At 66.8% G+C, this 21,266-nt stretch carries 19 protein-coding genes; 3 read left to right on the top strand and 16 right to left on the bottom strand.

What is annotated here, in order from left to right; translation table 11 throughout:
* Positions 1-24: 24 nt before the first annotated feature.
* Positions 25-633, top strand: coding sequence for a QsdR family transcriptional regulator (locus tag ABZW16_RS04240; protein ID WP_354952016.1), 609 nt, complete (start codon positions 25-27; stop codon positions 631-633).
* Here ABZW16_RS04240 and ABZW16_RS04235 read toward each other — a convergent pair.
* The 13 genes from ABZW16_RS04235 to ABZW16_RS04175 all read right to left on the bottom strand — a co-directional run bounded on the left by ABZW16_RS04235 (position 618) and on the right by ABZW16_RS04175 (position 16,366).
* Positions 618-1,610 carry a pyridoxal-phosphate dependent enzyme gene (locus tag ABZW16_RS04235; protein WP_354952014.1) on the bottom strand — a complete coding sequence of 331 codons (993 nt, stop codon included), beginning with the start codon at positions 1,608-1,610 and terminating at the stop codon, positions 618-620. The genes ABZW16_RS04240 and ABZW16_RS04235 overlap by 16 nt on opposite strands.
* A 259-nt stretch (positions 1,611-1,869) precedes the next feature.
* A complete protein-coding gene (locus ABZW16_RS04230) occupies positions 1,870-2,706 on the bottom strand; it encodes a hypothetical protein (RefSeq protein WP_354952012.1) in 837 nt (278 codons plus the stop codon).
* 354 nt (positions 2,707-3,060) lie between these two features.
* Complete coding sequence (locus tag ABZW16_RS04225) at positions 3,061-4,464, bottom strand: MFS transporter (RefSeq protein ID WP_354952010.1); 1,404 nt, start codon at positions 4,462-4,464, stop codon at positions 3,061-3,063.
* A gap of 73 nt (positions 4,465-4,537) precedes the next feature.
* Positions 4,538-5,710 carry a hypothetical protein gene (locus tag ABZW16_RS04220; protein ID WP_354952008.1) on the bottom strand — a complete coding sequence of 391 codons (1,173 nt, stop codon included), beginning with the start codon at positions 5,708-5,710 and terminating at the stop codon, positions 4,538-4,540.
* Positions 5,711-5,713: 3 nt separating this feature from the next.
* Entirely contained in the window at positions 5,714-7,258 is a 1,545-nt protein-coding gene (locus ABZW16_RS04215) for an AMP-binding protein (protein WP_354952006.1), read from the bottom strand.
* Positions 7,255-7,698 carry a Zn-ribbon domain-containing OB-fold protein gene (locus ABZW16_RS04210; protein WP_354952004.1) on the bottom strand — a complete coding sequence of 148 codons (444 nt, stop codon included), beginning with the start codon at positions 7,696-7,698 and terminating at the stop codon, positions 7,255-7,257. Before ABZW16_RS04210 ends, ABZW16_RS04215 begins: the two co-directional genes overlap by 4 nt.
* The gene (locus ABZW16_RS04205; protein WP_354952002.1) at positions 7,691-9,187 is read right to left on the bottom strand and encodes a pyruvate carboxylase; all 1,497 of its coding nucleotides are present in this window, start codon (positions 9,185-9,187) and stop codon (positions 7,691-7,693) included. The genes ABZW16_RS04210 and ABZW16_RS04205 overlap by 8 nt, the downstream gene beginning before the upstream one ends.
* 4 nt (positions 9,188-9,191) lie before the next feature.
* The gene (locus ABZW16_RS04200) at positions 9,192-10,622 is read right to left on the bottom strand and encodes a hypothetical protein (protein ID WP_354952000.1); all 1,431 of its coding nucleotides are present in this window, start codon (positions 10,620-10,622) and stop codon (positions 9,192-9,194) included.
* 48 nt (positions 10,623-10,670) lie between these two features.
* On the bottom strand, positions 10,671-12,050 hold the full coding sequence (accC, locus tag ABZW16_RS04195) for an acetyl-CoA carboxylase biotin carboxylase subunit (RefSeq protein ID WP_354951998.1): 1,380 nt from the start codon (positions 12,048-12,050) through the stop codon (positions 10,671-10,673).
* Positions 12,047-12,577, bottom strand: coding sequence for a biotin/lipoyl-containing protein (locus tag ABZW16_RS04190; protein WP_354951996.1), 531 nt, complete (start codon positions 12,575-12,577; stop codon positions 12,047-12,049). The genes accC and ABZW16_RS04190 overlap by 4 nt, the downstream gene beginning before the upstream one ends.
* A gap of 40 nt (positions 12,578-12,617) precedes the next feature.
* Positions 12,618-14,240 carry a carboxyl transferase domain-containing protein gene (locus tag ABZW16_RS04185; RefSeq protein WP_354951994.1) on the bottom strand — a complete coding sequence of 541 codons (1,623 nt, stop codon included), beginning with the start codon at positions 14,238-14,240 and terminating at the stop codon, positions 12,618-12,620.
* Between the two features lie 18 nt (positions 14,241-14,258).
* Positions 14,259-15,176: a CoA-binding protein gene (locus ABZW16_RS04180; RefSeq protein WP_354951992.1), complete on the bottom strand. Its 918-nt coding sequence runs from the start codon at positions 15,174-15,176 to the stop codon at positions 14,259-14,261.
* Positions 15,173-16,366: an ATP-grasp domain-containing protein gene (locus ABZW16_RS04175; protein WP_354951990.1), complete on the bottom strand. Its 1,194-nt coding sequence runs from the start codon at positions 16,364-16,366 to the stop codon at positions 15,173-15,175. Before ABZW16_RS04175 ends, ABZW16_RS04180 begins: the two co-directional genes overlap by 4 nt.
* 141 nt (positions 16,367-16,507) lie before the next feature.
* Between ABZW16_RS04175 and ABZW16_RS04170 the strand changes: the two genes are divergently transcribed.
* Complete coding sequence (locus ABZW16_RS04170) at positions 16,508-17,440, top strand: LysR family transcriptional regulator (RefSeq protein ID WP_354951988.1); 933 nt, start codon at positions 16,508-16,510, stop codon at positions 17,438-17,440.
* Between the two features lie 17 nt (positions 17,441-17,457).
* Complete coding sequence (locus ABZW16_RS04165; RefSeq protein ID WP_354951986.1) at positions 17,458-18,000, top strand: helix-turn-helix transcriptional regulator; 543 nt, start codon at positions 17,458-17,460, stop codon at positions 17,998-18,000.
* Positions 18,001-18,187: 187 nt separating this feature from the next.
* On the opposite strand, the gene ABZW16_RS04160 is transcribed toward ABZW16_RS04165, so the two are convergent.
* From ABZW16_RS04160 to ABZW16_RS04150, 3 genes are read right to left on the bottom strand one after another with little or no spacing between them, the layout of a single operon-like run.
* Positions 18,188-19,465 carry a cytochrome P450 gene (locus ABZW16_RS04160; RefSeq protein ID WP_354951984.1) on the bottom strand — a complete coding sequence of 426 codons (1,278 nt, stop codon included), beginning with the start codon at positions 19,463-19,465 and terminating at the stop codon, positions 18,188-18,190.
* Positions 19,466-19,502: 37 nt separating this feature from the next.
* Complete coding sequence (locus ABZW16_RS04155) at positions 19,503-20,903, bottom strand: FAD-dependent oxidoreductase (RefSeq protein WP_354951982.1); 1,401 nt, start codon at positions 20,901-20,903, stop codon at positions 19,503-19,505.
* Complete coding sequence (locus ABZW16_RS04150) at positions 20,900-21,115, bottom strand: ferredoxin (RefSeq protein WP_354952080.1); 216 nt, start codon at positions 21,113-21,115, stop codon at positions 20,900-20,902. Before ABZW16_RS04150 ends, ABZW16_RS04155 begins: the two co-directional genes overlap by 4 nt.
* Positions 21,116-21,266: the final 151 nt, after the last annotated feature.

Genomic DNA, 21,266 nt, shown 5'->3' with positions numbered 1-21,266 from the left:
TCGCGAATCGATCCCAGGGCTGGGATGACCACAACCTCCAGTACCGCCCGACCCGTCGGCCGTCCTGCCGCCGCCTCCCAGGAGCAGGTGTTGGCCGCGGCGAGCGCCCAGTTCCTGGCCTCCGAGCGGGTCGACGTCCAGGCGATCGCGGCCGAGCTGGGGCTGTCGCGGGCGACCATCTATCGCTGGTTCGGGTCCCGAGACGGTCTGATCGGCGCGGTCATGGTGTCGGAATTCGAGCGGATGGTCCTGGCGGCGCGCACCCGCGTCGACGGATCGGGCGCACCGCGCGTGCTCGCCATGCTCGACCGGGTGGCGCGCTGGATGACGCGCAGCGAGGCGTACCGGTATTTCATCGCGACCGAACAGGCCACCGCGGGCCGCATCATCACCACCAGCGACGGACCGGTGCAGCCGAAGGTGGTCGGGGTGGTCGCCGAGATACTCGATATCGCGATCGAGGAGGGCTACCAGAACCGGGTCGACACCGAGACGTTCGCGTATGCCCTGGTCCGGCTCATCGAGGCGTTTCTATATCAGGATGCGGTGACCGGTATTCGGGGCGATGTGGATCGGCTGCGCGCGGTGCTGGCGGTGATCCTGGGTCTGGATCCGGATCAGCGCGGCCCGTAGGTATCCAGGAACAGTACGGGTCCGTCACCGAAGTCGCCGCGGGTATCCATATCCAGCAGTCCCGCCAAAGCTTTTGCGGTGTAGACGGTTTCCAATTCCAGTCCGTTGGTCGCGGCGAGCTGCTGCGCGGCGATAGCGGCGGGGGTTTCGTGGCCGTAGCCGGGACCGAGCCAGTCGCGCACCATTGTCACGTCCTCCGGGCGTAGCTCGGGCACGGTGACTTCCGCGCCCCGCGCGCGCAGCACTGCCGCGGCACGGTTCGCCAGCCCGACAATGTGCCGCGCGTCGAGCGGGAGCGAATCGTTGACGATGACACCGACAACGCGGGTGGGTAATCCGGCCAGCCGTAGGCCGAGGGCCAAACCCGCTGCCGTGCCACCGGATCCGACGGCGGTCACCAGATGCGTCGGTTCGGGTAGTTCGCCCGCGGCGATCTGCGCCGCCAGCTCCAATGCGACCTCGACGTAGCCGAGCGCGCCGATCGGCGACGATCCGCCGACGGGCAGCACATACGGCAGGGTGCGGCCGCGCATATGCCGCAGCAGCAGCCACGGTGCGGCGAGGACCGTGCGCAACTTGCTGTGCGTGAAATGTAAAGTGGCGCCGGAGTTCTCCAGCCGCCGCAATTGTGCGCGGACGTGGTCGTCCACCGGTTGGTCGACCAGCGCCAGCGCGGTGTCGATGCCGAATTCCCGAGCGTAGAGCGCCGTGGCCAGACCCCAGTTGGTTCCGGTGCCGCCGAAGGTGAGGATGGTGTGCGCTCCGCGCCGTCGCGCCTCGGGCAACAGCCACTCCAGTTTGCGGATCTTATTGCCACCCCAGCCGCCCGAGCCGTATCCGCTTTCGTCCTTGCACCACACAGCGGCACCGGTGCCGAGATCGAGCAGGCGGACCGGCGTCGGCGCACCACCGAGCCGGGCAAACGGCAGGGTGTTGGCCAGTTCAGGAAAGCGCTGGTGGAGCTGGGATTCGGTCATCTGACCATTATCGGGGTTCAGCTTCCTTCGGTGCGCAGTTGGTCGAGGCGGGCCGCGCAGACCTGGTCGTGCTGGGGTGGGTGATGTATCGGCCACGGCGGCGCTGAACGGCTCGCTGCGATCGTGACGTTCCTACGTCCCTGGACATTTGCACGGGCGCGAGCGAAAGAGCTGGGCCACCGAACGAGATCGGGGGCAGCCCGATCAGGGAGCCGGATCGGTGGGCCCTGATGGGCCCACCGATGTGCGGCCGGGTGGGCTATTTGGCCGGTGCCGCCGGTTGTTGTGCGGGGTCCTTGCAGTAGGCGAGCTCGGGCGGGCAGGGCGCGAGGATGGTGGAGAAGTACTGGATGGCGGCGAACAGGGTGATGGGTCCGCCGACGGCGACGAGCCCGGTCATGGAGCCGACCGCGCCGAGGGTGGCGGCACCGAGGACACAGCCGGCGACGGCGGCGCCGACGAAAGGCGCGAGCAGGAAGATGACCGGGCTGGTGATCGCGGCCCCGACTGCGGCACCGGCGAGGCAGCCGACGCCGGCGCCGAGGATGGCGCCCACGACAGCGCTGATGGCGGCGCCGATCGTGAGCCGCTGGGTGAAGGTGCCCAGGGCTTGCGCGTCGCGGGGGTTGAGGGATTCCGCGACCTGTTTGGCGGCTTGGTCGGTAGTGATGACCTGGTCGCGGGAGATGGGCTCGCCCGGGCGGCCGTCGGTCCTCGTTGGTGTGAGAGTTGCAGTGCCGCCGTCGATCTGGGCGTTGATCGGGTGGGCCGTGTTGTCGATCTGGTACATGAGCGGGATGGCGGCCACCGGTTGATCGGTGCGGTCGGTGACGACGAGCTGGTCGCCGACAATCTTCAGCTTGCCGTCGCTGGTCGCGAGTACGGCCGCGTCGCCGCGTCGAGCGACTTCGTAGTGCACGGCGTTCGGCTGTGGGTCGGCGGGCGCGGGGTCGGCGCCGGCCGTCGCGGTGGCGAGTGCGATGGCCGTCGCGGTGAGCAGCGCGGTGGTGGTGGTTTTCCTCATCTGGTGTTCCTTGATTTCATCGGGTTTGGTGCGGACCTGGAATGTGATGGTGCGCACCGTGGTTGAGGTCACGTTGTCGATCTTCGGAATGATCGCCGGGGCCGGGTATGATCAAGATGTTCGGTTTGGTCGCGATGATCTCCTGACGGGTCGTAGTTGTCTGCGCTACTCGGTGCGGACGAGATAGCGTTGTGGTGTAGTGGTTTTCGGCCGTGTGTTCGCAGTTCACGTTCGCGGACCTTGCCGGTGGCGGTCATCGGGAGGGGCCGGGGGAAATTCGATGCGTCGAGGGCATTTGTAGGCCGCCAGCTTTTGTTCGGCGCGAGCGATGAGCGCGTCCTTGGTCGGTGGTTCCCGGGGCCGGAATGATGTTTGCCTGAATTCGTTGTCGGCAATGCCGACGAAGGCGCTGTGCGGTGTCAGAATTCAGGCTGCTCCTGCCTGGTCGATACTCATGCCGCGGGTTTCACGAGCGCGGATCATGACCGGTCCGAGGCACAGCAGGAATATCGTGGCGATGAGCCAGAACGGTGCAGTGGTGCCCCATTTCGCTTGTATGAAAGGGATCGACGCGACGACGAGAACCCCACCGAGGCATCGGCTTGCGGATTCCACGAACCCGGCGGCCGTTCCGCGTGCGCGAGTGGGGAATTGCTCGGCGGTGAACAGCTTGGTGAAGGGCACCAAGCCCGTACAGAAGAACGCGCTGACCAAGCCGAAGGTGACAGCGAGCGCAATGCTCTGGGATAGCGCGAGCATGCTGAAGCCGAATGCGGCGCCGAGGCTGTAACCGAGGAAGGTCTTCCTACGGCCGAGTCTGTCGGCGAACTGCCCCACCGCGATTGCTCCCGATGCGCCGGCGATGATTATCCCGATGGCGGTGATCAGCGCTTCCTGGGCTGACATCCCCATATCCGCGTACATCGTCGATGCGTAAACCAAGAGCACATAGGCACCAGCACTGGCGCCGGCGCAGATCAGTAGGCACACGAGGAGTCGGCCGACCAGCGGCCGGCGAAACAGGCTCCCGGCCCCGCTGCCTCGTTCGCTGCCGGACTGGTGCTCGGCCTGCACGACAGCACCGATTCCGGGATGCACAAGCTCCTTGTCGTGCTCGTATCCCGCTTCGCGTTCCATCCGCTCCACCAGTGCCTGCGCTGCGGCTACACGCCCGGTGAGCAACAGCCACCGCGGACTTTCGGGCAGATAGCGATAGATGAACGGCACCGCCACAATCGGCAGGCCGCCGAGGAGGAACAGGACGCGCCAGGCCGGATCGACCGAGAGATGGTCGATCACGACGAGCGCGGCGGCCTGAGGAATCAGATAGCTCAGCGCGAGTACCCCGGACGCCGCGGCGATCGTTCGTGCGCGAGATCGGGTCCCCAGCAGTTCCGAGAGCATGAGGTACGGGATCGTGAAGACCGCGCCGAGCGCGAGACCGCCGAGCAGGCGCATCGCGGTGATCCAGCCGACATCCGCTGACAGCGAGCACAGCATGGAGGACAGCGAAAACAGGGTCACGCCGCAGAGCAGCACCACCCGTCGGCCGTATCGGTCGATGACCCGACCGGCGAGGGCAGCACCCACGATGATGCCGCTGGTGGACGCGATCCCGAGCTGGGCAACGCCCTGAGCTGTCAGGCCCCAGGGCACCTTCACCAGCAGCAGGATCGGACCGATCACTCCAGTCTCGAACCCCTCGGCAACCCAGATTACGGTCACGAGGATCGTGGTCACCCACGCTGTCCGCGTCATCGGCAGCCGGTCCAGACGCGACAGCAGGTTGGCTGTCACCTGTGCGTCCGCCGTAACAGTGTTCGGCCGCATAAGGCCTCCTTGAAGAAATGAGGAGAGGGGGAAGAGATGAGGGAGGCGAGACCACGGTGGCCGGGCCGGAATGTCAGATCGTGTCGAGGATCATGACCATGTAGGCGGACATGACCATTCCTCCGGCTTGCACCAGGCAGGTCCGTGCGCCGGGGACTTGACGCAGGTCGCATTCACCGCGTAGCTGGCGGACTGCTTCGATCGTCAATTGCATGCCGAATTGGCCGGAATGGTTGAACGAGAGTCCGCCACCGGAGGTGTTCAGCGGGAACGCTCCACCCGGGGCTATGCGGCCGCCGCCGACGAATGCGCCGGCGCCGCCGGGTTCGCAGAAGCCGAGGGCCTCCAGTGCGACGAGCACGTTGATGGTGAATGCGTCGTAGATCTGGACCAGGTCGATGTCGTGGCGGTCGAGGCGTGCCATGGCCAGTGCGTCGTCGGCGACCGTGGCTAGTGCGCCGTTGTCGAGCCAGTCATCGGAGTACAGGGGTGTCATGTGATGTCGGTAGGTGTCGCCGAAGCCGCGGATCGATACCGGTTGCTGTGCCAGGTCGCGGGCACGGTCGGCGTTGGTCAGGATCAGGGCGCCGGCACCGTCGTTGATCTGGCAGATGTCGAGTTTGCGGAGCGGGTCGGCGATCATGGGTGAGGCGAGGTAGTCGTCCATGGTCAGTGGCGCCTGCAGGGCTGCGTTCGGGTTGAGCTGGGCCCACCGGCGGGCGGCCAAAGCGACCTGGCCGAGATCCTCCGGGGCAGCGCCGAAGCGGTTGAAGTACAGCTGGGTCAGCATCGCGTAGTAGCCGACCGGGTTGAGCATTCCGTACGGCGTGGTGAATTGGCCCATCGGTGAGCGCGGGTCCTGGACGATGCCGCCTCGGGCGCGACTGTGGTCCAGGCGCTGGGTGCTGCCGTAGGTGACCAGGGCGACCTCGCACAATCCTGCCTCGATGGCCGCCATCGCATGAACGAGATGGGTGATGCTGGATTGGCCACCGACCACGGTGTTGTCGACATAGCTGGGGTGAATGCCCAGGTACTCCGCAACCAGCAGCGCGTTTGCGCGATCGTCCCAGTGGGCGAAGACGCCGTCGATGTCGGCCAGGCCCAGGCCGGCCTCGCCCATCGCCGCCCGCGCTGCCCGGCATTGCAGCGACAGCGCCGTCGTCCCGGCGGGCGCGCGTCCCAGTCCCGCTTCACCGACCCCGACGATGGCGTACCGCCCCGCAAGGGCGCGTTTGTCTGCCATAGGTCAGTCCGTCCCCGTGTGTGCGGCGGTGAGCTGGGCGCGGACGTCCTTCTTGAGGACCTTGCCGATCGGGCTGCGCGGCAGCGTGGGCCAGAACTCGACCTGTTTGGGGGTCTTGAGGCTGCCGAACCGGTCCCGGCACATCTGCGTGATGGCCTCGGCGGTCACATCCGAGCCCGGCTTCAGCTCGATCACCGCGGTCAGCCGCTCGCCCCAGTCCTCGTCGGGCACACCGACGACCGCGCAGTCCTGCACCGCCGGGTGCGACCAGATCAGTTGCTCGATCTCGCTGGGGTAGATGTTGAATCCACCCGAGATCACCACATCTTTCGTGCGATCCACGACATAGAGGTAGCCGCTCTCGTCGAAGACCCCGATATCGCCGGTGTGATGCCAGCCGAAACGGCGAGCTTCGGCATTGGCCTCGGGATTGTTGAGATATCCCGGACAGACCAGCTCACCGCGGGCGACGATCTCTCCACGCTGACCGGTCGGGACGAAGTTGCCGTCGTCATCCATCAGCGCCACCTCGCAGATGCTGGTCGGCCGGCCGGCCGAGGCGAGGTGCTCGAGGGCCGCGGGGTCATCGCTGAGGTAATGATCCTCACGGGACAGGCAGGTGATCACTCCTGGCGCCTCGGACTGACCGTAGAACTGGACGAACACCTGCCCCCACAGCGCCAACCCTTCTTTGAGCTTGTCGACCGACATCGGCGCCGCGCCGTAGGTCACGTACTCGAGGGAGGAACAGTCACGGGTCCGGGCGTCCGGATGTGCCAGTATCCGGTAGATCATGGTCGGCGGTAGGAAGATATGCGTCACCTGCTCCCGCTCGATCAGCTCCAGGATCACCGCAGGATCGGTCGACGGCGCCAGCACATTGCGCGTGCCGAAGGCGGACAGCGCCATCGCCGTCGCGCCCGCGGCATGGGTCAGCGGCGCTACCACCAGGTGCACCGGATCCTTCGCCGGTGCGGTGAACTGATTGCCGATCCGGTAGGCGGCCAGCAGGCAGCGGTGGCTCTGCATGATCGCCTTGGGGCGGCCCGTCGTGCCGCCGGAGGATTTGATCAACGCGATATCGTCGAGATCCCGCCGGGTGTGACAGGTTTGCCCGCTATTGGCTCGCAGCCATCCCGCGGTGCTCGGCCCGGCCGCGGTGTGCTCGTCGAAGGCGATACACGCTGTGAGCGTGGGTACTTCGGAGCGGATGCGATCGATGTGTGGGAGGTACTGCTCGTGGTAGACCAGCGCCGACACTTCCGTGAAACGCATGAACCAGATCAGGTCCTCGACCTGATCACGGGCGTTGAGCGGCACATAAGTGGCACCCGCCCGCAGTATCCCGAGCATCGCCACGAACGCATCGGGATGATTCGGGGACAGAATGCCGATCCGGCCGCTGGCCAACCCTTCCTGGGTCAATCCATGCGCGATCGCGTGCGAAGCGACCACGACATCCTCGTAGCTGCGCCGTACAGTATCGGACTGCAGAAACGTGCGCTGCGGGTATCGAGCGGCACCCGCGTCGAAGTAGTCGGTGATCATCGGTCTCCCAGATCTGCCAGAGTGAATTGGGGAAGGACGGTGGTAGGGCTGACCCGCTCGAAGCACACGGCGACTCGCGCGCCGACGCGAATGCGGTCGATCGGGCAGTCCACGATGTTGGTCAGCAGCCGCACCCCCTCGTCGAGGTCGATCATGGCGACCGCATAGGGGACCTTGTCCGCCATCGAGGGATGCGCGGGAACCCGGCACACCGTGAAGGTGTAGATACGCCCCAGCCCCGCGGTCGCCACCCACTCCAGCGGTTCCGACAAGCAGGTCGTGCAGAAGGCCCGCGGGTAGAACTGGTGGCGCCCGCACTGCGCGCAACGCTGGATCACCAGCCGCCCGTCTGCCGCGGCCTCCCAGTAGGCCGCCGTCTCGGTGGTCGGACGAGGCTCCGGACGCGAGGGGTTGTCCGGACGCGGCGTGTGCTCAGCCATGGGCGTGCAGTTCGACGCCGGGTGCCACCAGTCGCACATTGTGCCGGCCCGGCATCCGTCCCAGCCCGGCCACCAGCTCCACGATCGACTGCTCGACACTGAAGGTGTCCTCGACCGGGACAAGTGCGTCGATCTTCTGGTCGTCGTACATGTACCGCAGCATCATCTGCTCCGGCGGCAGGTGTCCGTGCCGGCTGCGCAGTCGCGGCAGGATCGGGTCGAGGACCGGCGGTGTCTCGGAGATGTCGCGCGAGCCGTTGTTCATCACCAGGTCCCGGACGTTGTCGTCGATGGGCAGCGGCAACGCACCGAAATACCCGCACACATACTTCTTCACCTCGTCGGGCACCACGGCGTAGCGCTCGGTGTTCAAGACGTTCATCACCGCCTGCGCCGCGACGATCGCAGGGAACGGCGTAGCCATGACCGGCGAACCCAGCTCCACCCGGACCCGCCCGATCTCCTCGAGCACCGCCGGCAGCTTGTCCGCGATCCCGGCCGCCTGCAGCTGCGCCTCGAGATTCGTCAACGCGCCGCCCGCGTACTGCGTGTGATAGTTCGCAGGGTCGTATTCCGCGGGGACACCCACCGGGTAACCGAGCTGATCGGCGAGCTTGCCCAGATAGTCCCCGACCTCGTCGAGCAACCGGTCGTCGACGGCGACGTCGAACCCCAGCGCGCGCAGGTCTCGGGCCATCATCTGAGCCGAGGGCAGCGAATTGCCGTTGGCCAACGGATCGATCGCGGTCAGGATCTGATCCGCGCCATACACCGCCGCCTCCAGGGCGACCTGCGGACCCGTCGCGGTCAAACAGTGCGTACCCAGCTCCAGCCGGGTGTCACCGATCGCCGCGCGCAGCGCCGGCACCAGCGTCCGGGTCCGCTCCACGGTCAGGCTGCCCCCGGCATCCCCGAACAAGATCGTGTCCGGGGCGAACCGATCCACGATCTCCCGTGCCTGCCGGACATAGAAATCGTCGTCGTAGCCCGGCGCGAGGTTGAACACCAAAGCGATCGTGACCTTCGCCCCCAGCCGCTGGGCGACGCGGATTGCGGGTGCCACGTTGTCCCACGAGTGCAGCGAGTCCAGGAACCCGAAGTCACCGATGCCGTTGACGAACATCCGCTCGATGAACAGCTCGTTGAGGTCGTCGGGCTGGGGATAGAAGCCGTGCAACAGGTTGCTGCGGACAGCGCCGCGGAGTGGAGTCGTGGGGATCCGTTCCCGCAGCAGCCGCACCCGCTCGAACGGATCCTGATTCAGAAACCGGACACCGACGTCGAAGCCCACCATCGCCAGCGCTTCGACGCCACCGAAGCCCGCGTCCTCGATCTTCTTCGCGATCGGCAGCATGTGCTCGGTGCGCATCCGGGTCGCCCACAGGCACTGATGAGCATCCCGCAGCGTGCCGTCGGTCAGGGTGATCGTCCGGCGCTTACCCGTCCGGGCGTATTCGGCCTCGACAATGTTTCGGAGGTTGGTCAGCACGGGATCACCCTTCCTGTTGCAGATGGATGTGGACGCCGGGTGCGTGCACGCTCAACATCGCGTAGCGGCCGGCACGCTCGGCCACGCCATGAGCGAGGCGCTCGTAGGGTGTCGAGGACTCGTACGGCGCCACCTCCACCCGTCGCGGGACCGTGGCGATCGTGACTCCAGCCACCCAGGCCAGCAATGCATCCTCATCGCCGGTTTCGAAATCGGCTGCGACTGTGGTGGACTCGGATGACGGCAATGCGCCGACCCGCAGCTGGAGGTCGCTGCGAGCCTCGCCGTCGGGGGTGCCGTACACGCCTTGCAGCAACCGGCGCAGCACCGGCCGCAGGCTTTCGTATCTCGCCTCGCCGTCGAAGTGACACAGCGCCTGCTCGGCGATCGCGCGGGCGAAGGGGGCAACCATCGGCGGCGAGCCCATCTCACGGCGCACGGCCGCGCACTCGGTTGCGAACTCGTGCAACTCCGCCCAGCGTCCCCGCTCACGCACGACCCCGCGAACCTCGGCCGCCACCTCTCCGGGCAGCTGATGAACGTAGGTCGCCAGATCGAAGGGCCACGCCGCCGCAGCCGCAAAGCCTTCCTGGTCGGCGATATCGGCGAGGATCGCATCCGCGGCCAGCAGCTTGTCCAGGACAGGCAGATCCAGACCGGGCTGCTCGCGTTGCAGGACGCGGATCAATGACGGCAGCGACGGCAGCGACGCCCCGTTCGCCACAGCAGGCAACGCCGTGTCGATGCCACTCACACCCAGCCGGCCGGCCTCGAGCGCGACGACCGTGCCGAGCGCGGTATGGCAGCGCGTATGCAGGTCGAGCGGAGTACTGCCCAGCGCCGCCGCTAACGCCGGCAACAGGGTGTGAGCCCGGCTCGGCGTCAATACCCCGCTCTCGTCCCGCACCATCACCCGCGCAGCGCCGGCCGCGGCGAGCCATGCTGCCCGCTCGGCATAGGTTTCATCCGCCACGCCGTCGTCGGCCGTATAGGGAAGAGCGGCAATGGCGGTCAGCCCCGCGGTGGCGGCAGACTCCAAGGCCCCCTCGAGACGAGGCAGGTCCAGCAACGGATCCAGCAGGACCACCTGCGCCACACCCGCCGCGGCCAGCGCCGACAACCAGCCGCCGATCGTCGTGCGGCCGAGCACGTCGGCACCCCGACGCCCATGCCCGGTCAGCAGGTTGACGGTGGCGCGCAGCGGAACACCGCCGTAGTGCCGACCCGCAACCTCCACCCGCTGCAGCGGATGCTCGCCGCGGGCGAGACATGTGTCCACGACCGCCGGACCGAGCACCTCGACCGCCGCGAGCCCGCTGACCGACAGCGCTGCGGCGGGAGCGAGGAGCATCGGAGTATCAAGACCACCGGCCCAGACCGCGGCCTGGCCGTCGGTGAAGCTGGTGTCGGTAAAGGTCAACTGGTGGCTGCTCATGCCGATACTCCCGCCGCCGTAAGGGACTGACCAGTGCCGAGGTCCCGGTCACGTGACGGGAGAAAGACGTCCTCGACCCCATCTCGTGGTGACGTTGCCCTCGGAAAAGTCTGGGTGGGCCAGCACCGCACGGTGGAACGTCGCGGTGGTCGTCGGACCGGTGACGGTCAACGCGGCCAGCGCGGTGCGCATCTTCTCAATCGCCTCCGCCCGGGTGGTGGCATGCACCACGATCTTCGCCAGCAGCGAGTCGTAGTACGGCGAGACCGTGTACCCCGCATAACAGTGGGTGTCGACACGCACACCCTCCCCGCTGGGTGGCACCCACCCTTCGACCACCCCGGGACTGGGGAAGAAACCCCGATCGGGGTCCTCAGCGTTGATGCGGCACTCGATGGCGTGGCCAGCCAAGACGATGTCGTCCTGCGTAAACGACAGTGGCAGGCCGGAAGCGATGCGGATCTGCTCGGCCACCAGGTCGCGGCCGCTGATCATCTCGGTCACCGGATGCTCGACCTGGATGCGAGTGTTCATCTCCAGGAAGTAGTAGCTGTTGTCGCGATCGTCGACGACGAACTCGACTGTGCCCGCACCGACGTAATCCACATTCTGTGCGAGGCGGACAGCGCTGTTGCCCATGGCGGCGCGTTCGTTCTCCCCGAGCACTGGCGAGGGCGCCTCCTCGATCAGCTTCTGATGCCGCCGCTGCGTCGAACACTCTCGCTCACCCAGATGCACGACATTGCCGAACCGATCACCGATGACCTGGATCTCGATGTGCCGCGCTCGCTCGATGAACTTCTCCACATACAGCGTGGGATCGCCGAAGGCCGATTGGGCCTCCGAGGATGCGGATTGGAACGCGTCCGGGAGTTCCCCGGCCGACCCCACGACCCGCATCCCGCGGCCGCCGCCGCCCGCAGTCGCCTTGATCAGCACGGGAAAACCGATCTCGGTGGCGACCGTCAAGGTCTCGTCCGGAGTGGACACCGCCCCGGAGCCGGGCACGCACGGAACGCCCGCCTGGGTAGCCAGGCCGACCGCCGTGATCTTGTCGCCCATGCTGTCGATGGCCTCCGGCGACGGCCCGATGAAGATCAGTCCGGCGTCACCACAGGCGCGGGCGAAGGACGCGCGTTCGGACAGGAATCCGTAGCCGGGATGGACTGCATCGCACCCGGTCCGCTTCGCAGCACCAACCAGCAGGTCCGCCCGCAGGTAGCTGTGTGTCGGCTGGGGCGGGCCGATGACGACGACCTCATCAGCCATCCGCGCGGCCAGGCTGTCGACGTCCGCTTCGGAGACACCGAGAACAGTTTCGATGCCGAGTGAACGGCACGCTCGGATGATGCGGACCGCGATCTCGCCGCGATTGGCGACGAACACTCTCCGGATGTCGTGCTGAACGACAGGAATGTCACCGGTCATGCCGCGGCCTCCGCGTCGGCCGGATCGACGATCATCAGGATCTGGTCGTGCCCCACAGCTTGACCGTGCTCGACGAGGATCGAATGGACCCGGCCCGCCGCGGGCGCCGTCACCGAGTTGAACATCTTCATCACCTCGACCAGGCACAGCGTCGCGGACGCCTCGACTTGCTGGCCCGCTTCCACGAACGGCGGTTGATCCGGTGCCGGCGTGCGGAAGAACGTGCCGGGCATGGGTGCCCGGATCGCGATCATCCGATCCGGGACCTCGGACGTCGCCGGGCTGCCGACCGCCGTCGGGGCGGCGGTCGGGGCGCTGGGCGGTGCGGGCACCGGCGTCGTGACGGCCGGGGCCGCTGGGATCGGGGCCGCCGCGGGAGGCGCGACCGGCAGCGCACTCAGCGGCGCAGCGCCGGGTTTGCGCGCCTGCAGCACGACGTCTCCGATGCGAAGGTCGAGCGAATCGAGATGTTCCGCGGCATCCAGCAGTTCCAGGATGCGTCGGACGTCTGCGTGTTGGAGAGTCATGTTCCATTCCTCGTAAGTCGGGTTCCCGAGGGTGTGCGGGTCAGGCCCGCATGGTCCGCGCTGTCGGACCGAGAAGCTCGGGCAGGATGCGGTAGGCCTGCCGTACCCATTCGCACAGCATCGGTCGGGTGTCGCGGGGGTCGATGATGTCCTGGATACCGAATCGTTCCGCTGTTCGGAACGGGTTCTCCACGGGTTGGAACCGGGCATACAGCTCCTTGCGGAGCGCAGCCGGGTCATCGCTTTCCGCGAGCCTGCGCCGGTAGGCGGCTTCGACACCACCCTCGATCGGGATCGATCCCCAGTGCGCCGTCGGCCACGCGAGGCGCCGGTTGATGCTGCCACCGCCCACCGGTCCGTAGGCGGCGCCGGCCAGTCCGTAGGCGCGACGCACGAATAACGAGAGCCAGGGGACACGCGCCTGTTCCAGCGCCATCGCCGCCCTGAGGCCCTTGCGCAAGGTTCCCTTCTGCTCGGCATCGCTGCCGACGAAGGTGCCGGGCTGGTCGATCAGGTTCACCAACGGTAGGTGGAAGGTATCGGCCATGTCGACGAACCTGATGATCTTCTCGGCGGAATCGACGGTCAACGAGCCGCCGAGCCACATCGGATCATTCGCGAGGACCGCCACGGCATGACCGTCCAGACGCGCGAGCATCGTGATCTGAGATTGCCCGAAGTAGCGTCCGATCTCGAACAGGCTGCCGTCGTCGAAGACCGAGGCCAGCAACTTGCGCATATCGTACGAGTACTGCTTGATTGCCGGGATCGTCGTGGACAACCCTTCATCACGACGGTCCACCGGATCGGCGCAGGCTGTCACCGGAGGAAGCTCGTGGACGCTCGACGGCAGGTAGGACAAGAAGCGGACGACCTGCTCGAGTGCCTCGAACTCGTCGGCGGCCTCGTTGTCGACGACACCTGATCCGCGCGCATGCACACCCGAGCCCCCGAGTTCGGCGTTGGTGACGTCTTCGCCCACCGCCTTCTTCACGACTGCGGGTCCACCGGCGAACAGGTAGGAACCCTCGGTGGTCATCACCGACAGGTGGCTCGCGCACACCCTGACCGCGCCGAGGCCGGCGGCGGCGCCGAGCGCGACGCCGACGACCGGGACGGTGCCCAATAGTTCCACCATCGGCCAGTGCGGGTATCCGGGAATCTTGGTGGCAGACATCTGCTCGAGGAGGTTGACGCTGCCGCCGGCGGTCTCGACCAGCCGGATCACCGGCCAACGGTAGGCCAGCGCCAAACGCTCGACGTACTGCCACTTTTCGGGATTGGTTGCCTCCGACGACCCCCCGCGCACCGTGAAGTCCTCGGCCACGACGATCACCTCACGTCCATCGATCTTCGCCTGGCCGCACACGACATTCGACGGTTCGACCGAGATCAGCTGCCCGCGTTCGTCATAGCGGGCCGCGCCGGTCATCATGCCGATCTCACGCCACGATCCCTCGTCGACCAGTCGCGCGACGCGTTCGCGCGCCGTCATGCGGCCCCGCGCGTGCTGGCGCTCGATCTTGTCCGGGCCGCCCATCGCCAAGGCGAACTCACGGCGTTTGGCTATATCCGCTTCGAACCACGGCCGGCCGGTGCTGTCCGCGGCGCTGGTGCCGACGGTCAGGGCTGGGGAAGCCGCTCGGGATTCGATCTGGGTCATGGCGAGTATTCCTGTCTGTCAAGAAAGCCGGTCAGCGAACTTCGCGGCCGGGAGTACTTGCGCAAGGTGCGCGCGGACGCCATGTGTCGAGCGGGCCACGAGGACGCCCGCGTCGGCGAGCGCAGCACACTTTTCCTGCACGGTCGCAGAATCGGCGGCGCGGGGTGCGTGACCGAACGGCAGTGCCGCCGGCAAGGAATCACCGGCATGCCCGGCCACCATGGCGATGATCGGCACGTCGATTCGTCCGTCGGCGACCGCGCGGGCCAAGTCGTTTTCTTGTCTATTGGACGGTTCGCCGAAGACTACGACTGCGTGCGTGTTGGGGTCGCTCGCGACCAGTTCGACGCCATCGGTGAGGGTGGTGCCGACCATCGGCATACCACCGATGGACATCTGCACGCTGGTGCCCAATCCCCACGTCCGCATCAACATCGCCAGCTCGGAGGCCATGCCGCCGCTGCGCGAGACGATGCCCACCGATCCGGGCGTGAACCGCTGCCACGGTTCGTCGCCGCCGGGACAGCCGATTCTGCCCACGCCTGGGACGACGACGCCTTGCGAGTTCGGTCCGATCACCTGGCAGTTGTGCGCTCGCGCGACCTCGAGCGCCCGAAGCCAACGGTGCTGCGGAATATTCTCCGAGCTGACCACGATCAGCTCGATACCCGCCTGCGCCGCCTCCGCGACCGCATCGGCCGCAGCCTGCGGCGGCGCGTAGCTCATCGCCACTTGCCCACCCGTCGCCGCAACGGCCGCGGCGACCGTGTCGAAGACCGGCACCCCGTGCACCGCGGAGCCACCCTTGCCCGGGGTGACACCGGCTGCCACCTCGACCCCGGAATCGAGCATCCAGCGGGTCTCCAGCTGCCCCTGCCTACCGGTGATGCCCTGCACGATAAGCCCAGGACCGGCTTCGAGAAGTTGACGAATCATCGGGCAAGCCCTTCCAGTTCCTGCGGTGCCATGGCGGACAGCAGTAGGTCACAGGCATCTTCGAGCGATGCGGTGCGATCGAGTACGAAGACTCCTGGCAGGCGATCTGTCAGGGTTGCGTGCGCCTCTGCTTCGTGCGGGCCGGCCAGCCGGACGACAGTCGGTACCCGAGTTGGGTCGAATCCGGCCCGATCCGCGGCAGCAACGAACTCGAGCGCGACATCCCGCGCGTCGGCGAGACTCAGCACCGCGCCGCCGAACAGCACCCCGCGAAGCCCGGGAATACACAGCGCGGAACTGAAAAGCGTCTGCAGCTTCGCGCTACCGGCACCTGGCGACGCGTCGAGATAACAGGCGGGGCGGATGCCGTGGTCCGTCAGGTAGTCCAGTGCGAGAAGTCCCGCGCCACCACCGGTGATCATGCAGGCGACGTCGCCGTCCAACTCGAAGAACTTGATGCCCGCTCTGTTCGGCTCGGCGGCGTCGGCCTCGCGCACTGCCAGCTCGCGCGGGGTGGGCGCGCGGTCGACAACGGCATCGGCATCAACCAGCGGTGTCGGTCGCAGTGCCTGCGCAGCCGGGTGACCATGAGGGTCGAATTCCACCGCAACGCCGACGGCGACCAGGCGCTCACCGTCCCAACGGAACGGGTTGACCTCGATGAGGACGGCCTCCGCATCGCAGAAGGCGGTCCACAGGACCTGCAGTGCACCAGCGATCGCACTCCGCAGCCGCGAATCGCGGATGGTGGCCGCATCGAGCAGTGCGGCTACGACGTGGTCCGCGAGGCCCTCGGTCAGACGGACCGTCACAGCTGCCGCCCGGTGGGCGTCGAACCCGACGCCGCCGACAGCACTGACCCGTACCACGGCCCCGCGGGTGGCCTCATCCAGGGCGATGGACAGGTAGCACTCCGCACCCTCGATGTACTCCTCCACCACCGCCGGAGCGCCGATGCCAACGGTTGCCGTCACGGCGGACGAGAGCTCGTCCCGGGACCGGCAGATATGCACAAGGCCGGCGAGGCCCTTGCCGCTGCCCGCGATGTCGGGCTTGACCACCCACGGTGGCCCGAACGCCGGCTCGCCCGACGCCTTCAGCCGCTCATCCGTCACGACGGTCAACTCGGGCGTCGCGACGCCGAGCCGATGCAGCCAGGGCATCGCGGCGCTCTCGGTGGCGCGGGACATCTCGGCTCCTTTCATTCGGGCCCTCACCTGGTGGGGCCGCCCGGTTCACCCACCAGAGTGGTGCACGTCACTGATTAAAGGAAGTGTCCACCGTCGAACACCGTGATTGCGATCGTCGATCGCTCGGGCTAGGGTCCCGGCATGAGATCCGAGCAGCTGCGCTATCTCGAGGCGGCGATCCGCCACGGTTCCCTGCGGAAGGCGGCTCAGGAGGTGGGCGTCGGACAGCCGACGCTCAGCCAGCAGATCCGGCGCCTCGAGGAGGATCTCAACGTCGTCCTGCTGATCCGGCGGGCCAATGGAGTTCTTCCCAGCGCCGAGGCCAGGATTCTGCTCCCACATATCAGGCAGGCACTGCAGGCCGACCGTGCCCTGCGGGAGGAGGCCGGGCTGATCAACGGACTGCGCAGCGGCACTGTCCGTCTCGGCGCAGTCACCACCGCCAGCCAGATACTTCTGCCGAGAGTGGTCCCGTCCTACCGGAGCTCGTTTCCCAACGTCCGCTTTTCAGTGCGGGAATCCGGCTCCCAGGCGGTACGAGACAGCGTGACGAGCGGCGAACTCGACCTCGGGCTGGTCGTGGACCGCGGCGATCCGGCCGTCGGCGGAAATCTCACCGCGACCGACCTGATCACCGACGACATCGTGCTGTGCGTGTCCCGACGCCATCCCTTGGCAACCAAACCAACCGTCAGAATCGAAGACCTCGAGGGCCAGCCCTGGGTGGTCTCCGCGCACGGCTACGCCTTGCGAGAGTTGGTCGACACCATATTCACACCACCCCAGCAGGACATCGTCTACGAGACGACCAACCCGCACTCGAGCCTGCTCATGGTTGCCGCCGGAGTGGGCATCGCCATGCTGCCCCGGTATACGCTCCACGATCACCACGCCGACGAGATCGCCATACCCCTGACCGACTGGGCCCCGCCCCGGCTGACCGTCTGCATGATCCGGCGCACGGACACCCAACCAGCACCCTCGGTCCGAAAGCTCATTCAGGCACTGCTCGAGGTCAGTGCGGAATGGTCGCGCAACTATTCGCGGAAGCCGCCGCTGTCCCCCTCGTCATAGGCGCGATCGGTAGTCCGATGTTCGACACCGCACTCGGTGAGCGCCGGCTGTTGGAAGTCACCACATCATCAGTGGAGGAGTTCCTGAAAGGGCTCGGCAACGACTCAGACGTGGAAACGAACAAGGCGATCGACGTTGCCCAGGGGGTGTTGGGGCGCAAGGCTTTCGGCGCTGCGCTGCGGCAGGGTTCCCGGTTGCGCCCGGAGTTGTGTGAGGTGCAGCGGTTGGCGTTGGGCACGTTGTCCTGGAACAGGTTGCCGATGGATCATCCGGCCAGGCGGAACAGTCCCTCGCACTGGCACGAGTTGTCGGCGGCCGAGGAGCAGGTGGCGACACTGGCCGCGGCGGGATGGACGAACTCGGCGATCGCGACCCGCCGGGGGAATTCCCGCAAGACCATCGACGCGCAGATGGCCGCGATCTTCCGGAAGCTGACGATCACATCGCGCGATGACATCATCAAGCTTGTTCCCGAAGACCGGATCGGTCAGGTCCGGTCCGAAGCAGCCAAGCAGCGACTCCAGAACGGCGACAAGCAGTCTCGGCCGCGGCGGCCGTGATTTGGTGCAGCACAGGGCATTTCGCCGCAGCGAACTCCTCGACACCTCGTCCGATTGGCCGCGGGCAGCCCCGGATCTGGGCGCCGCTGACTTTGATCATGACCTGACCGGGTTCGGGTATCGGCATCTGTCGAAGTCGGCGCGGTTATTGCCCTGGGACGTGTTGGCATGCTGTGCTGATGTGTCTTCAGTCGGTGATGTGGTCGATGTCGATCATGAGATGCAGGGGCCCACGGAAGATCTGGCTTCGGCGATACGGTGGTGGGTCGTCGACCAAGCGCGGCCGTTCCACACGGCGCAGGAATGTTTCCAGCGTGAGGTTGACTTCCAGCCGTGCCAGCGGACCGCCCAGACAGATGTGGATACCGCTGCACCAGCCGAGGTGCTCGTTGTCGGGGCGTTCGGGGTCGAACCGATCGGGGTTGGCGAACCGGTGGGGGTCGCGGTTGGCGGCGCCGTACATCAGGTGCACCGCCGCGCCCTTCGGGATGACGGTGTCGGCGATTTCGACGTCGTCAGTGGCGCTGCGGCTGGGGAAGAACTGCACGGCCGATTGCAGGCGCAGGACCTCTTCGATGGAGCGCGGAATCAGTTCCGGGCGCCGCCGCAGCAGCTCGAATGAACCGGGGTTGCGCAGCAGGGTCAGCACACAGTGGGAGATCGTGTTGACCGTCGAGTCGTGGCCGGCGACGAACAGGAGAATCGCGTTGGACACAGCTTCCTGCGGGGACATCGGCCCGTCCGGGCCGTCGGTGTCGTTGACCAGATCCGACAGCAGACCCTCGCCGGGCTGGTGGAGGTACCGCTCGATCAGCTCGGCGAAGTATTGCCGCAGTGCTGCAGAGCTGGCCCTGCCTTTTGCTGCGCGGATCCTTCCTTCCTCGGTGCCAGCGTCGGGACCCAGATCCTGGCCCGCCAACATGTCATAGATCCAGGCGTGCAAGGTAGGTTCGTCGGCGAGGGGGATTCCTAGGATTTTGCAGATCACGGTCACCGGCACCGGATAGGCGTAGTCGTCTACCACGTCGAATCTTGTCGCCCCTCGGGCCTTGATCTCGTCCAGCAGCTCGTTGCACAGCCGGACGATGTCGGACTCCATGCTCGCGATCAGGTTGGGCGAGTGTGGTGGGCCGAAGTGGCGCATTACCTGTCGGCGGGCGCGGTCGTGATCCGGCGGATCCGACATGATGATGCTCGGCTGACGGCCGCCGTACGCCTGCACATCCTCGACGCCCGTCGCCGATTCGGTCTCGTCGGCCAGGGTGGCTGCCAGCGGGCTGCGGCGAATGTCGGCGCTGATCCGGGGGTCGTGCGCCAGCGCCAGCACCTCGCGGTAGCCAGTGACAACATATAGGTGGTCGGCCACTTGTACGACGGGGGTTTTGCGAAGTTCGTCGAAGAACGGGTACGGGTCGGCGCGGTTTTCGTACCGCATCGCCTCCGCCCAGGCGGTCTGTGCAGTCATGGTCCCTCCTCGATACAGCGGGCGGTGGCGTGTGTTGTCAGCTCCGCGGATGAAATTCGGCTCCCCGCGAGGTGGGGTCGTGGCCGGTGAGCACGACGTCGGGAATCTCGGTGGGCACGTGCGGGTCCGGGAAGCGAGCCGGGATCGGTGTCATGTCCCGGGGCCGGTCGTAGCCCGGTGGTGGCGGCGGGAACGGCGCCGACCGTTCGATGAGCGCGCCGTAGTATTCCAGCCATTTGCCGTGGTCGAACGTCACTGCGCCGACGATGCGTCCCCGATGGCCGTATGCGGCCGCGAAGCGGCGCTGGTCCGGCGAACCCTGGGTGAACACGATCTCGTCGCCGAACGAGCACACCCCCACACCCTTGATGTTGACGCCGAACTGGGCGGACCAGAACATCGGCAGCGGAAGGTGCGCGCGGCGCTCGGTCTCCAGACTGATCATGTTGTTGGCAGCCACCTGCGCCCCGCACACCGCGTTGTCCCAGTGCTCCATGGAAATGAAGTTGTATTCGTAGAGCACGTGCGGGGCACGTGCGATGTCGCCGGCAACGAAGATGTTGTCGGTCACCACGCCGTTGATATCGAACGCGCGGCAACCGGCGTCGCAGCCGACCCCCCAGAAGCCGGCGGCCAGACCGGCGCCGTCGAGCCACTCAATGTTGCGGATCGACCCTAGTGACGCGACCACGATGTCGACGTCGAGGGTGGCTCCATCGGAAAGCCGAGCCTGCCGCACGTGGCCTTCATCGTCTGCCTCCAGTGCCTCGACCGCAACACCGGTGCGCAGGTCGACCCCCGCATCGCGTTGCATCTTGGCGGCAATGTCACCGATTACGCCGCCCAGCACACCGACCAGCGGCCCGTCGGCGCGTTCGGTGACGGTCACCGGCAAGCCCAGTTCGCAACATACCGAGGCCATCTCCGACCCGATGAACCCCGACCCGACGATGAGGACCCGCCGCGCGCCGGCGTGCAGCGCGGCCTGCAGACGTGCCGCGTCATCGCAGGTGCGTAGCGTGAAAACGCCCTTCAGCGCGCCTTCTCGAGCGTTGAACCACGGCCGTGCGCGCACCCCGGTGGCGATCAGCAACCGGTCGTAGTCGATTTTGTCACCGTTGGCCAGCAGCACCTGGCGGTTGACCCGATCCAGGCCGGTGGCGGCGACCCCCAGCCGCCATTCGGCGTCGACCGCGCGCAGCCGCGCAAGCCTGGTGTGATCGGCCCGGACCCATCCTTGCAACACCTGTTTCGACAGCGGTGGACGATCGTAGGGCTCGTGCGGCTCGTCACCGATCAGCGTGAGCTTTCCGCGAAAACCGCACTCCCGCAAGGCTTCTGCGGCGCGCAGCCCGGCCAGCGACGCCCCCACGATCACAATGCGGCCCTCCGCCCGAAAAGTAGCCACCAGATCGGCGACCAGCGATGCGGTGCTCACTGCGCATCTCCGTCATCGGGGGTGTAGGTCTCCACGATGATCGCCTGAACCGGACACGCCGCTGCTGCCCGCAGTACCCGCTGGCGTTGCGAATCGTCAGGGTTGGGGTCGTAGGCCAGCGCCTCGTCGCCGAGTAGCTTCAGTACATCCGGCGCCAGCGGAACGCACTGCGCATACCCCAGACATTTGTTCAGATCCACCACGACGCGCATACTCAGCTCCCCTTGTGGGCCGCTTTTCGCATCCACCTTCGGTCGCTCACCCGTGGTCCGCAGACTCCAGACCAACCACCTGAATGCTACGCCGTTGATCATGTTCAACCAGGTCGCGCCGCCACGGCGCCCGAAGTACTTCAGGTTCGGC

This window comes from Nocardia sp. NPDC004604, assembly GCF_040609795.1.
Lineage (GTDB): Bacteria > Actinomycetota > Actinomycetes > Mycobacteriales > Mycobacteriaceae > Nocardia.
This window is presented reverse-complemented; position numbering and strand designations above follow the sequence as displayed.

Excerpts from the sequence above, each read along its gene's own strand:
- ABZW16_RS04240 (WP_354952016.1), top strand. The coding sequence starts at position 25 with ATGACCACAACCTCCAGTACCGCCCGACCCGTCGGCCGTCCTGCCGCC.
- ABZW16_RS04235 (WP_354952014.1), bottom strand. The coding sequence starts at position 1,610 with ATGACCGAATCCCAGCTCCACCAGCGCTTTCCTGAACTGGCCAACACC.
- ABZW16_RS04225 (WP_354952010.1), bottom strand. The coding sequence starts at position 4,464 with ATGCGGCCGAACACTGTTACGGCGGACGCACAGGTGACAGCCAACCTG.
- ABZW16_RS04220 (WP_354952008.1), bottom strand. The coding sequence starts at position 5,710 with ATGGCAGACAAACGCGCCCTTGCGGGGCGGTACGCCATCGTCGGGGTC.
- ABZW16_RS04215 (WP_354952006.1), bottom strand. The coding sequence starts at position 7,258 with ATGATCACCGACTACTTCGACGCGGGTGCCGCTCGATACCCGCAGCGC.
- ABZW16_RS04210 (WP_354952004.1), bottom strand. The coding sequence starts at position 7,698 with ATGGCTGAGCACACGCCGCGTCCGGACAACCCCTCGCGTCCGGAGCCT.
- ABZW16_RS04200 (WP_354952000.1), bottom strand. The coding sequence starts at position 10,622 with ATGAGCAGCCACCAGTTGACCTTTACCGACACCAGCTTCACCGACGGC.
- accC (WP_354951998.1), bottom strand. The coding sequence starts at position 12,050 with ATGACCGGTGACATTCCTGTCGTTCAGCACGACATCCGGAGAGTGTTC.
- ABZW16_RS04190 (WP_354951996.1), bottom strand. The coding sequence starts at position 12,577 with ATGACTCTCCAACACGCAGACGTCCGACGCATCCTGGAACTGCTGGAT.
- ABZW16_RS04185 (WP_354951994.1), bottom strand. The coding sequence starts at position 14,240 with ATGACCCAGATCGAATCCCGAGCGGCTTCCCCAGCCCTGACCGTCGGC.
- ABZW16_RS04180 (WP_354951992.1), bottom strand. The coding sequence starts at position 15,176 with ATGATTCGTCAACTTCTCGAAGCCGGTCCTGGGCTTATCGTGCAGGGC.
- ABZW16_RS04175 (WP_354951990.1), bottom strand. The coding sequence starts at position 16,366 with ATGTCCCGCGCCACCGAGAGCGCCGCGATGCCCTGGCTGCATCGGCTC.
- ABZW16_RS04170 (WP_354951988.1), top strand. The coding sequence starts at position 16,508 with ATGAGATCCGAGCAGCTGCGCTATCTCGAGGCGGCGATCCGCCACGGT.
- ABZW16_RS04165 (WP_354951986.1), top strand. The coding sequence starts at position 17,458 with ATGTTCGACACCGCACTCGGTGAGCGCCGGCTGTTGGAAGTCACCACA.
- ABZW16_RS04160 (WP_354951984.1), bottom strand. The coding sequence starts at position 19,465 with ATGACTGCACAGACCGCCTGGGCGGAGGCGATGCGGTACGAAAACCGC.
- ABZW16_RS04150 (WP_354952080.1), bottom strand. The coding sequence starts at position 21,115 with ATGCGCGTCGTGGTGGATCTGAACAAATGTCTGGGGTATGCGCAGTGC.